Here is a 12,520-nt window from a genome sequence, read left to right on the forward strand (position 1 = left end):
GTCCGGGGGCGGCTGCCGGCGGGGCGGGCCCTTCGCACCGGACAACGGGACACACGGCAGCTACCAGCCGTGTATCCGGTGGCCCTGTCCCGGAAACCATATGATGTCCACGAGGTTGGACAGGACCAGTCCTGTGCAGAACCCGACCAGCATCCCCATGATCAGCGGCTGGGCGCGCCGGAACAGGCTTATGCCGCCGGAGCGGAGCAACAGGACCTTGACCGCCCAGGCCAGGAAGAGGGTGAACGCCCCGTTGTCTATCGCCACGCCCCGCGCGATCATAAGTCCCACGGGATGCAGCGGCCATCCCGGAAACTTGTAGCGGAGGAAGATCAGCGCCATCATGAGGAATCCCCCCAGGAAGAACCAGGCCGTTTCCATGGCCGACATCCGGGTCGGGTTCTGGATCCATATCTTGACGCTCTCGAAAAAGTGGATGTTCCCCGTGGTGAAGGCCCACTGGTCGAACTGCGACGCGCCGACGGTCTCGTATCCGGAATAGACGGTATAGGCGACACCGACCAGGAACGCCAGGGCAAAGGCCCCGCAGATCACGGCGAACATCAGTTTCTTGTCGGTCCAGACCCGGTCCCCTAACCGGGTGATATGCGAAACGGAGACCATGGTAAAGGTCTTCCAGTTGCGGGCGAAGGCATTGCTCAGGCCGAAGGCCGTAAGGGACGACGGATCGATGCCGGAGGAGCCCACCCCGCGTATGAGGAACTCGTGGGAGTTCATGGGGAGGTCGAGGGCGACCAGGCCGGTTTCCGCCACGATCCGGGCCACGCCGACGTAGAAGATGAACAGCAGCAGCAGGAAAGGCACCATGATGACGAGATCCATGCCGGCCATGTGCAGGAAGGCCGCCATGTAGGCCACGCCCAGCAGCACACCCAGGACGGCCGCCCGATAAGAAAAGAACTCGCCGGAATCGTCCACTTCCGGCGCCCGGCCCAGGGCCTTCCGCACCACGTCCCACAGGTGGCGCCGGGCGATCCAGAACCCCCAGAGCACGAAGACGATCAGGGCGCCGATCTCCTGCAGCCGCACCGCGGCGTCCGGCGAAGCCCCGGTTTCGAGCAGGCCGACCGCGTTCATGCCGCCCGATTCGAGGATGGCGAACAGGTGGAAGACCCAGATGCTGAACAGGATGTCCACCGGGGAAAAGAGCGCGAAGCAGAACAGGTAGATGTTGACCTTGATCTTGATGGCGGGGAAGAGGTGGCCGATGACGAGGTCCGTCGCGTAGGGCTGTCCGATGGGGATCACGCCCACGGGGGTGAAGTAGTCCACCATGTTCCAGCCGATCACGCCCAGCGGCAGGGAAAACCCGATCCAGAAGAGCCGTCCCCGCATGAAGGACGGCAGGAACGAGCGGCCGCCGGGATCCTCGATGACCCGGGAGAGGACCTGGGCCAGCGGGAAGCTGAGCTTTTCGTGGACGATCCACTGTTTGCGCAGGATCACCACCAGGCAGGACCCCGCGAAGAACAGGGCGAGGAAGAACGTGCCCCACCAGAAGAGCGGGACGATCCAGGGGCGCCACGGGAACCGGGCGTAGGCGGGCAGCCCTTCGTAGAACCATCGTACGGTCTGGTCGGCGGGGTCGACCAGCAGCCAGGCCGGAAGGTATTGAAAGAAAACCTCTACCCACTGGTTTTCGGGCGACGCAAAATAGTATGGCGTGGTAATCACGCCGATGAAGTAGCTCATGAAGGCGTGGGACGGCACGGTGGACGCGATCAGGCCGAAGGTCAGAATGACGAGCAGTTCCGAAGTGCTGAACGTCGAGACCGGCCGGTACTTGCGCAGCAGGCCGTTTACGACGATGACGAAGAACAGGAAGGGCGCCATCAGGGACGCGGAGACGTGCTCGAAATCCATGAAGGTCCCCCGTACGACCCAGACGTTGTACGGGATCCAGAGGCTGATGAAAACGGCCAGGACGATCCCGATCAGGATCGAGCGGGGGGTCACGCGGCGGGGGTTTTCTTGTCGCATGTTCGGTTAGTCGGGATTCGGGTCTTCTGCGTGCCGGACAGACCTTGAGGAGACGGTTTTTGATGTCCGGAAATGTATACGAGCCCGATACGCTGAACAGGCTGTACCGGACGGGCGGCGATCCCGTGGACGACGGACGCTGCCGGTTGCGCCGCCCAAGGTTCGATTCCCGCTGGACCGGCCTGCTGCTGCCGGAAGACCGGGACATCCCGGAAAACCGCGGCTTCAACTACCTCATGGTGGAACCGGTCGACCTGCCCGCCGGCGGCGGGGACGAAGTCCTCGTCATCTTCCACGGGCTGAACGAGGGCAGTTATGCCAGGATGCTGCCCTGGGCCTGCAGTTTCGCCCTGCGGCTCGGCATCCCCGTCATCCTCTTCCCCCTGTCCTTCCACGTGGGGAGGCGTTCCGACCTCTGGCGCACGCAGGACCAGACCCGGATCGCCGCGCAACGCGCCGCCATGGACGGCAACGGGCGGACGAGTCCCTTCAACGGCCGCATAAGCGAACGGCTGTGCCGGTCGCCCGAACGCTACCTGCTCGGCGGCCTGCAGTCCTATTTCGACGCCGTGGACCTGGCCGCGCGGATTGAAGCGGGCGACCACGAATCCTGCCGGGCAGGGGCGCGCCCGCGTTTTCTGGGTTACTCGGCCGGCGGCTACCTGGCCCTGGTCCTGTTGCTGGCCGATCCCGGCGGCCGGTTTTCCGACTGCCGCACCGCGCTCTTCGCTTCCGGCGCTCCCCTCGACGGCATCCGGCCCGGAAGCCTGTTCATCATGGACGATGCGGCCGCGAAGCGCCTGTCGGCGTACCTTCGGGGCCGGTCTTTCCCGGACGGCGCGGTCGATGGCCGTCGCGGGGAACCGGCCGATGCGCCCGGCCGCTGGCTCGCGGAGGTGCTGTTCCACGGCGACGGGCTGGCGGAGCGCCTGAAGGCCATGCGGGACCGGCTGCTGGTCGTGGTCAATCCCTCCGACCGGGTCATATCCGCCGAACAGGCGGCCTGGAACCTGCACCCGTCGCCCGTCCTGCGACTGGACCTGGGCGTGCACGAGTTTCCCTTTACCACGGGAGATCCGCTGCCCGCCGTCTACGACCGGAGCGACCCGGAGACCCGGACCCTGATCAGGAACGTCCGGAACGTCCACCACATCGGCCCGGACTACCGGGACGCCTTCGACCGTTTCATCCGCGAGGTATCGGCCTTCCTGTTCCCCGGCGGACCAAATCCGGCTTGACAACGGCCCTTCGCGCTTCTTATCTATTAAGATACTAAGGTAACCTATTGTAAATAGCCGATGTTACACACGCATTGCACACCGGATGACTGAAGAGGACAGCAAGTAGTGTAAATCGGCCCATGGCCCTGTCAAGCGACTTCAGGCCGCCTTTCGGCTGGCCGGGCGAGTATCCCGATGACTGCCACGGTTGAAAACGCCCTTACGAGCTTCGCGATCGTTCCGGTCCAGGTACTGCTGGAACAATACGCCATTTCCCATCCGGAGATCGATTCCGACGAAGCGCTGGAAGCCCAGCTGGACCTCATCGAACGGGCCTACCACTTCAGCACCCTGCACCACGCCGGACAGGTACGCAAGTCGGGCGAGCCCTTCATGGTGCACTGCACGCAGGTCGTACTCACGCTGATCGGCCTGCAGCTGGACGCCGTGACCATCGCGGCGGGCCTGTTGCACGACGTCGTGGAAGACGTGGAAGACGTGTCCATCGAGCAACTGGCCGCGGAATTCGGCGAGGAAGTGGCCGTCCTGGTGAACGGCGTAACGAAGATCACCGGGCTGTCCTTCAGAAGCCAGGAGGAACTCCAGGCCGAATATTTCCGCAAGATGCTCGTATCCATGGCGAAGGACGTACGGGTCATCCTCATCAAACTCGCGGACCGGCTCCACAACATGCGAACCCTGTCCTTCCTGGAAGACGAAAAACAGCAGCGCATTTCCCTCGAAACCCGCGAGATCTACGCCCCCCTCGCCCACCGGTTCGGCATGGCCAAGATCAAATCGGAACTGGAAGACCTGAGCCTGAAATACCTCTCGCCTGAAGTCTACCGCGATCTCGCGAGTAAACTGGACCAGAAACGGGCAGAGCGGGAAAAGCTGATCGACGAGATCCGCCAGCCCATCGTCAAGGCCCTGAAGGACGCGGGCATCGACGCCACGGTGAACGGCCGGGCGAAGCATTTCCACAGCATCTACACGAAGATGCAGCGCCGCAACCGTCCTTTCGAGGAGATCTACGACCTCCTGGCGCTTCGCGTCGTGACCGACACGGTGCCCAACTGCTACCACGCGCTCGGGATCATCCATACCCTCTACACCCCCATCTTCGACCGCTTTAAAGACTACGTATCCCGCCCCAAGATGAACATGTACCAGTCCCTGCACACCACGATCATCGCGTCCAACGGGGAAACGGCCGAGATCCAGATCCGCACGCGGGAAATGGACCGGATCGCCGAAGTGGGGATCGCCGCCCACTGGCTCTACAAGGAAGGGCGGGAAGAGGCCCAGCACGGCCAGGCTCGGCAGGACGGGGACCGGGAAGACTGGCTCAGCCAGGCGCTGGACTGGCAGACCGACATGACCGATCCGAAGGAATTCATGAATTACCTCCGCATGGACCTGTACGACGACGCCATCTTCGTATTCACCCCGCGCGGGGATCTCAAGGAGCTGCCGCAGGGCGCGAGCGTGCTGGACTTCGCCTTCGCCATTCACACCGATATCGGACTCCACTGCAGCGGAGCGAAGGTGAACGGCAACATCGCGCCGCTGGCCGGGAAGCTGAACAACGGCGACACGGTCACCGTTTTCACTTCCCCCCACCAGACGCCGAGTTCGTACTGGCTGGATATCGTCAAGACGACCAAGGCTTCGTCCAAGATCCGGGCATGGTTCAGAAAGGCCACGCTGGAACAGAGCATCAGCCTGGGCGAAGACCTGCTGGACCGGGAATTGAAGCGGCTCAAGGTCAAGCGCAAGGTGGGCGACGAGCTGGAGGCTCTCGCGAAGGAGTACGGGCTGTCAGACGCGAGCCGGCTCTACGCCGCGATCGGGCGCGGTGAGTATTCGGCCGCCCAGGTCGCCCAGAGACTGCTTCCCGAAGAACCCGCCGCCGAAGAAGAACCCCCAAAAGAGTCGGTACTGACCCGGTTCGTGGACCGGATGCGCCGGTCCCGCGGCGGGGTCAAGGTCACGGGCATCGACAACCTGATGATCCGCTTCGCGCAGTGCTGCCAGCCGGTCCCGGGAGATCCCATCATCGGCTTCATCACTCGCGGGCGCGGCGTGACGGTGCATAACAAGGAATGCGCGAACATCGTGGACGACCTGGAACGGCGCCTCGAGGTGCACTGGGACGTGGAGAAGGACCAGTTCTTCGTCGTTGGGCTGCGCATCTACGGCAACGACCGGCCCGGCCTGCTGGGCGAGATATCCAGGACGATCACCGAGGCCGGCATCAACATCACCCACGCCGCGATGGACACGACGGACGGGCTGGCGGACGGCAATTTCGGCATCGAGGTGGAGCATCTCAACCAGCTGGAACGCCTGATCGTCCGTATCAACAAGATCAAGGGCGTGGACCGGGTGGAGCGGGAAACGGGCGTGAGACACGGCGGCGTGTCGGAAGACGTCTTCGATCATCTCGAGCAGGATCCCGGCAATTGATCCCGGTCCGCAACGGGCCGTCCGTTCTGAGCGTTTTCTTCAGAGTTTTTCGTCCGCGATCACTATTTCGATGGATCAACCGCGTGCCTTTCCCGAACAGACCTGACGACTCCGAACATCCCTTGCAGGACCACCCGAACGAATTCCCGTCGGACGAGTACCCGCCGGACGAATTCAACGGGGACGATCCGGTATCTCGGAGGGACTTCCTCCGGGGCGGCCTGGGCGGACTGGCGGGCGCGGCCGCCCTGACGGCGGGGCTGGCGGAACCGGCCGCCCTGGCAGCGGGACCAAGCGGACCGGGCGGACCAGGCGGACCGGGCAGACCAGGCGGACCGCATGCTCCCGAATCGGTCGCGGCACAGCTTTCGGGCCGCAGGCCCGCGGACGTACAGAGCGTCGGGGTCGAGCCGGGCCGGGTACGGCTGGCCTTCAACGAGAATCCCCTGGGCGCCTCTCCCGCAGCCATAGAAGCCGTGCTGAGGCACCAGGACTGGATGAACCGGTACGACTACACGACCACCCTGCAGCAGGCGATCATCCGGCACCACGGCCTGGACATCCCCCGCCCGTCGGGCTTCGATTTCAAGGCCACCGGCGACCGCCACGGGGTGATGCTGGGCGTGGGAACGACCGAACTGCTCCAGATCCTGGCCCTGCAGGCCCTGGTGAAACACGGCGAAGTCGTGGAAGCCCACCCTTCCTACGGCCAGATCACGCGCGTCGGCGACGAACTCCGCGACGCGGGGCACGAGGTACAGGCGCACAAGTCGCCCGTCCTTCCGGACGGGAACCACGATCTCCAAGACATAAGCAAACGGATCGGCGACCGCACCGGCCTGGTCATCATCTGCAACCCCCACAACCCCACCGGGGCCCTGCTGCCCCACCAACAGATCCTGGATTTCATCGACCGGGTGCCCCCGCACGTCCTCGTGGCCATAGACGAGGTCTACGTCCATTTCGTCCGCGACCCGGGATACCGGGACTTCATCTCCGTCGCCAAGGAGCGGGAAAACGTGATCGTGCTCCGGACGTTCTCCAAGGTGTACGGTCTTGGGGGCATCCGTGTCGGTTACGCTGTCGCCCACCGCGACGTGATCTATCAGCTGGCGCCATTCTCCATAGGCCTCCTGGGCCGAAACGTCCTGTCCGTCCACGCGGCCGCCGCGGCCCTGGGCGACGGGGAGCACGTCAGGCGGTCCCGGCAGGCCGTATGGGACGGGAACGACTACCTGACCGCCGAGCTAGAGCGGCTCGGCGCCCGGGTCATACCCAGCCACGCGTGTTTTCTCTGGGCCGACTTCGACCGGGAGACGCAAGGCATCGTACGCCAATTATGGTCCAGGCGGGTCATGATCCGCGCGGGCGCCGGCCAATGGGACTCACCGAACCACATCCGCGTTTCGACGGGTTCGAGGGAAGAAAATGAAGCCTTCGTCTGGGCATTGGAACGGACCCTCGGCTAAGCCAGCCTCATCGACCCCGGCATCTCTGCCTCTGCCCGACCATGGCACGCCCGGGCACGGGGATGAGTATCGCGCCGGGGACCCCAGGATCAGCATCATCATCCCCACGCTCAACGAAGCCACGACGATCACAGCCTGCCTGGACCAGTTCGCATGCGACTTGGATGGATCGAGCATACCCGGCGAATCGGATGGACCGGTCGGACAGGACGGATCGGGCGTACACGGCGGCCGGGGGCACCGTGAAAGTACGGACCGCCCGGATGGAACGGCATCCCTGGAGATCATCGTCGTGGACGGCGGAAGCGACGACGGCACGCCGGAGATCGTCCGGTCGTGGCCGGGGGCAAGGCTCATCGAGTCCAGCATACGGGGCAGAGCGATCCAGATGAACGCGGGCGCCGCGGCCTCGTCAGGAGACGTGCTGCTGTTTCTTCACTCCGATACCAGGCTTCCGGTTCGCTGGCGGGAGCTCGTGACCGAATCGATCTTCGGGCGCGGCAAAACGGGAGGACGGTTCCGTTTCGACATCGCCCATGCAAAGGGGATATACCGATGGATCGCGCGGGGCACCAATTTCCGGTCGCGCTTTCTGGGCATTACCTACGGCGACCAGGCGATCTATACCACGCGGGAGGCGTTCGAAGCCGTGGGAGGATTTCCGGGTATTCCGGTCTTCGAAGACGCCCGGTTCGCCGACCGGCTGAAGAACGCCGGCGGGCTGGACTGGATCGACGAAGCCGTGCTGACATCCGCGCGGCGCTGGGAACGCCGCGGACCGGTGCGCACGCTGCTGCTGACCTGGCTCCTGCGCCTGCTCTATACCCTTTTCGTCCCGCCCAGGTTCCTGGCACGGTTCTACGGGGTGGTCAGGTGACGGTTTCAGTCCCTGCAATCTGGCGATCTCCGCGACGGAACGGTCCGGTCCGAGGCCGCATGTGGAATCCAACACACGGGAGGATCACGTGAACAGAACGTCTTTCTTATTGGTGCTGCTGCTGGTCGGAGGATGCGGAAGCGAGTCCGAGGAACCCATGGTTCATGCGCAGGTCATGGCGGATGCACTGCACGCGGTCATGGAGGCCGACAGAACGGTTTACGCAAGCCAGGTCGCCCATCATCTGGAGACCGAAGAGGCGGTTATCAATACGAGCGAGCACTGGATGGAAGACGGGTCCTTGCCGCTTCCGGCCCAGATGTTCCGCATGGGGGCCGAACTCGTTTCGAAGAACACCGATACGTTCAGTTATTCGTTGCTTTCCAAGTGGCCTGTAAACAAAGACAATGGACCCAGGTCCGAACTGGAGGCAGCCGGTCTGGACAGCGTGGCCAGAGACCAGTCAAGGCCATTTTATGGTCGAGAAACGCTGGACGGTGTCGAATACTTCACTGCCGTCTATGCGGATATAGCGGATTCACCGGCCTGTGTAACGTGCCATAACACGCACCCGGACAGCCCGAGGAACGACTTCGTACTTGGCGAGACGATGGGCGGCGTGGTCATTCGAATCCCCTTGCGATAGTGCGGGTGAAGATGCGTTAGGGATTCGGTCGACCGGTTCAAGGACCGCTTGTTCCGGCAGCCAGGACGAGCGCCGCGAGGATGATCGCAACCAAACAGGTAACCACGACCAGTACGCACATGCGGAGCAGGTCGCCGGCCTGGCCGCCTTCCGGATCGTTTTCGTCGCCTATCCAGATCTCCGTGACCAACTTGCCGTCCTGCCGGACCGGTCCGACCAATCGCCGCTGCACGGCGCCTGCCGCCGCCGCTTCGCTCCAGCCTGAATTCGGACCCGGAACCAGCGCATGCTGCCGCCAACCCACCACCAGGGCCTTGCGGCCCGAATATCCGGGCAGGAGAAACGCTACCCCCGCCATCAGCAAACAGGTGAGCCTGGCGGGTATGAGATTGAACAGATCATCCAGCCGCGCCCCGCACCAACCGAAGCGCGCATACCGGGGCGTCCGGTACCCCACCATGGAATCCATCGTGCTGATCACCTTGTAGAGCACGATGCCCGGCAACCCCAGCAGGGCATACCAGAACAGCGGCGCAATGAACCCGTCCACCGCGTTCTCGCTCAGGCTTTCCATGCCCGCCCGACGGCAGGCCGCGGCGTCCATGGCGGACGTATCCCGGCCGACCAGCATGGACACGGCCCGGCGCGCGCCTTCCAGGTCCCCGGCGCGCTCGATGGCCATGCCGTGGCGGCACAGATCCCTGAGCGCCACCATGCTGTAAATCACGAAGACCTGGAAGACGCCGTTCAGGATTGGATGCTGGTCGTTCAGCACGAGGGCCAGCGCCGCGCTGACGCCGATCCAGAAAGCGGAGAGCGCCAGGAACAGCATGCATCCGCCGGCGTACCCATCCAGTCCGGTCCGGCGGAGCACGCGCTCCATTCCCGTTAGCGTGTGGCCCATCAGGCGCACCGGGTGCCACCGGTAGACCGGATCTCCCAGGATGCCATCCAGTACCACCGCGCAGAGGAGCAGAACGGGATCCGGCGCAAGTACCGTCAGGTCCATTTCAGACGCCATCCCAGGGCGATTGCGTCGTAAACGGTGTCCAGCAACGCGTCTTCATGTACGACAAGCTTTTCGTAACAGGTCGGCCAGGCCTCCGGTTTCGCCGCGACCGAGGACGCCAGGACCGCCGCCTGCTGTCGCAGTAACGGGGCGGCCAGTTCAGTAGAAAGCGTCCCGTGTCTCAGCCGGTCCCATACCGCCGCAAAGGCGTACGCGGCGGCCGAAACGCCCGGGTCGTGGACGACCGACCGGATGTTTTTGTCCAGGAACGCGAACTCGTCGGTTTCCAGGCGGCTTTTCATGGCGGGCAGAAACAGTTCCGCTTTAAACCCGTATCGTCTCAAAGCGTGATAGAGGCTCCGAGTGCTCGATGCTTCCAGTCCGTTCTGCCATCGAAGCGCTTCCATGGTCGCCCTGCGGACGGACCTGCCGATCAATTCGCCCAGTTTCGCGTGGTGGCCCGCCCTGGCCTTGGGCCGTTTCGCGTCGTCCAGGGGCGCGGCGATACAGTACTGGTCCGTGCCCGTCCCGGTCGCCAGGTCCCGGGAGTACCGGCTTGAAACGGCCAGGTCCCGGAGGGCCGCCGACTTGCCCTCCGTCATGGTGACGACCGCGCGCGCCATGGCGCCGGGGGTAAGCGGCCAGTTGACGAGCAGCATCGTGTTGATCGTACCGTCGTGGGGATGTCTCTCGTGGGAATGTCTCTCCATCTGCCCGGATTCCGTTTCATGCCAGTTCGCGGGATCGCCCGCGCATCCGGCGTTTCCCTCGACCCCGGCGGTCACGACGGCGCACACGCGCAGTTCCGCGAAGGTCTCCACGATCCGGGCGGCATAGTTCATGTTCGCGGCCGTGCCCATCATCGCGACGGCTTCCGGTTCCAGTCCAAGCTCTTCACAAACGTGGTGATGGTATCCCGTCTCGCCGATTTCCATCATCCATTCGAAACGCTCCAGGTGGCCCTGGCCCTCGACGCTCTGGTGGTTTACGAGGAAACGGACTCCGTCGGCCATTCCGCCGCTGCGGGCGGAGGTGCTCAGCACCTGGTGGGGCGTCTGAAGATCCACAACGAGGAATCGCCCATCCCTTCTGAGTACGTAGTGCTCGTGTTGGTCGAGCGTTTCTTCCACATTCACCTCCGAATGCGATTCAACCCTACAGCCTGCTGTCCCAAAGCGGTTCCTCGACGCCCCGTTCCTTGTTTTCATACCGCGACATGACGAAGAGCAGGTCGGAAAGCCGGTTCAGGTAGGCCAGTACGTACTCCCCGATCGCCTCGTCACGGGACAGGGCGGCCACGTCCCGTTCCGCACGCCGGCAGACGGTTCGTGCCAGATGCAGGTACGCGGCGCCCGGGCACCCACCGGGAAGGATGAAGTTCTCGAGCCGTCCGACGATGGGATTCAGTTCGTCGATGATCGCCTCGAGTTTCTCGACGTGCCGCGCTTCGATCAGCGGGATCTGGTACTTCACCTTGTCCTCTTCGGTGAAGCACAGGTCCGATCCCAGGTGAAACAGCTCGTTCTGGATGACCGGAAGCGTGCTGGCCAGCCGGGGCGTCAGTCCGTGCGCCAGTGCGATACCGATGACGGAGTTGAGCTCGTCCACGGTGCCGTAGCTCGACACCCTGGGTGATTCCTTGGGTACGCGCTGCCGGCTTCCAAGGGCGGTGGTCCCGTCGTCGCCTTTGCGGGTATAGATCTTTGTAAGCCTGGGCATGCGATCTCCTTGGTTCAGGTGCGGCGTAGTCGCTAAAGAAGGCGTTGCCGGTTCAATCCGGCGCAGCCGATTCAGACCCGGCGCAGCCGATTCAGACCCGGCGTTGCCGGTGCAGCAGGTACAGGAAGAACGGGGCCCCGAGCAACGTGGTCAGGATGCCAATGGGCATTTCGGCCGGAGCCATGGCTGTCCGGGCGACCAGGTCGGCCAGCACCAGCAGCAGAGCGCCAGCCAGCGCGGCCATGGGCGTCAGGATGCGGTAGTCGGGTCCCACGATCAGCCGGACCATGTGCGGCGCCAGCAGGCCGACGAAACCGATGATGCCGCTCACCGATACCGCGGCGGCGGCGAGGCAGGCGGCAGCCGTCAGCAGGATCAGTTTGACCCGTTCGACGTGCACGCCCAGCTGGGACGCCTGCTCATCCCCCAGCAGCAGCACGTTCAGTTCCCGCGCGTATACGAGCACGACGGCCAGACCCACCGCTGCGTAGGGCAGAAGCATCCAGACGTGGTCCCATCGCCTGGCGGACAGGCTGCCCATGAGCCAGAAGAGCAACTGGCGCTGGTTCTCGCCGCCCATCACGAGCATGTAGGACGTGAAGGAAGTCGCCATAGCGCCGATGGCGATGCCGGTCAGAAGCAGGGTGGTCGAAGCCACGCGGCCTCCCCGGCGGGAAAAGGCGTACACCACCATGGTCACGGCCAGTCCGCAGAGGAACGCCGCGATGGATACGGCGTTCAGCCCGAACATCCAGAACTGCAAGTCCAGGGTGACCGCGACCGTGGCGCCCAGCGCGGCGCCGGCCGATATGCCCATGATATAGGGATCGGCCATGGGATTCTGAAAGAAGCCCTGCATCACCCCGCCCGAACTGGCCAGGGCGGCCCCTACAAGCACCGCCAGGAGGGTTCTCGGCAGGCGGATCTCCCAGACGATCGTGTCCGTCGCCGTCTTCGCCGTCTCGAGCGTGCCACCTGGCCACAGGTGATCCGCCAGCACCTGCAGCACGGCGCCGGCCGGGATATACACGGCGCCCACCCCCATGGAGAATACACAGGCGGCGAAGAGGATTACGGCCGTCAAGACCAGTATGAAGGGTCGTTTCATCG

Annotated in this window: 10 protein-coding genes; 5 read left to right on the top strand and 5 right to left on the bottom strand. The window is 64.1% G+C overall.

Annotated elements, in window-relative coordinates:
* Window positions 1–60 precede the first annotated feature (60 nt).
* Window positions 61–2,001: a hypothetical protein gene (locus OXG98_00760; GenBank protein ID MCY3770542.1), complete on the bottom strand. Its 1,941-nt coding sequence runs from the start codon at window positions 1,999–2,001 to the stop codon at window positions 61–63.
* 62 nt (window positions 2,002–2,063) lie between these two features.
* Between OXG98_00760 and OXG98_00765 the strand changes: the two genes are divergently transcribed.
* The 5 genes from OXG98_00765 to OXG98_00785 all read left to right on the top strand — a co-directional run bounded on the left by OXG98_00765 (window position 2,064) and on the right by OXG98_00785 (window position 8,682).
* Window positions 2,064–3,239 carry a DUF6051 family protein gene (locus OXG98_00765; protein ID MCY3770543.1) on the top strand — a complete coding sequence of 392 codons (1,176 nt, stop codon included), beginning with the start codon at window positions 2,064–2,066 and terminating at the stop codon, window positions 3,237–3,239.
* A gap of 177 nt (window positions 3,240–3,416) precedes the next feature.
* On the top strand, window positions 3,417–5,690 hold the full coding sequence (locus tag OXG98_00770) for a bifunctional (p)ppGpp synthetase/guanosine-3',5'-bis(diphosphate) 3'-pyrophosphohydrolase (protein MCY3770544.1): 2,274 nt from the start codon (window positions 3,417–3,419) through the stop codon (window positions 5,688–5,690).
* Window positions 5,691–5,773: 83 nt separating this feature from the next.
* Window positions 5,774–7,159: a histidinol-phosphate transaminase gene (locus tag OXG98_00775; GenBank protein MCY3770545.1), complete on the top strand. Its 1,386-nt coding sequence runs from the start codon at window positions 5,774–5,776 to the stop codon at window positions 7,157–7,159.
* Window positions 7,119–8,036: a TIGR04283 family arsenosugar biosynthesis glycosyltransferase gene (locus OXG98_00780; protein ID MCY3770546.1), complete on the top strand. Its 918-nt coding sequence runs from the start codon at window positions 7,119–7,121 to the stop codon at window positions 8,034–8,036. Before OXG98_00775 ends, OXG98_00780 begins: the two co-directional genes overlap by 41 nt.
* Window positions 8,037–8,124: 88 nt before the next feature.
* Window positions 8,125–8,682 (top strand): DUF3365 domain-containing protein, encoded by a 558-nt coding sequence (locus tag OXG98_00785; GenBank protein MCY3770547.1) that lies wholly within the window; start codon window positions 8,125–8,127, stop codon window positions 8,680–8,682.
* A 37-nt stretch (window positions 8,683–8,719) separates the two neighbouring features.
* Here OXG98_00785 and cbiB read toward each other — a convergent pair whose 3' ends face one another.
* From cbiB to OXG98_00805, 4 genes are all read right to left on the bottom strand, one after another.
* A complete protein-coding gene (cbiB, locus tag OXG98_00790; protein MCY3770548.1) occupies window positions 8,720–9,691 on the bottom strand; it encodes an adenosylcobinamide-phosphate synthase CbiB in 972 nt (323 codons plus the stop codon).
* Window positions 9,682–10,821 (bottom strand): adenosylcobinamide amidohydrolase, encoded by a 1,140-nt coding sequence (locus OXG98_00795; protein ID MCY3770549.1) that lies wholly within the window; start codon window positions 10,819–10,821, stop codon window positions 9,682–9,684. Before OXG98_00795 ends, cbiB begins: the two co-directional genes overlap by 10 nt.
* Window positions 10,822–10,846: 25 nt before the next feature.
* A complete protein-coding gene (locus tag OXG98_00800; protein MCY3770550.1) occupies window positions 10,847–11,410 on the bottom strand; it encodes a cob(I)yrinic acid a,c-diamide adenosyltransferase in 564 nt (187 codons plus the stop codon).
* A gap of 91 nt (window positions 11,411–11,501) precedes the next feature.
* A complete protein-coding gene (locus OXG98_00805) occupies window positions 11,502–12,518 on the bottom strand; it encodes an iron chelate uptake ABC transporter family permease subunit (GenBank protein ID MCY3770551.1) in 1,017 nt (338 codons plus the stop codon).
* Window positions 12,519–12,520: the final 2 nt, after the last annotated feature.

This window comes from Gemmatimonadota bacterium (genome assembly GCA_026706345.1).
Lineage (GTDB): Bacteria > JAAXHH01 > JAAXHH01 > JAAXHH01 > JAAXHH01 > JAAXHH01.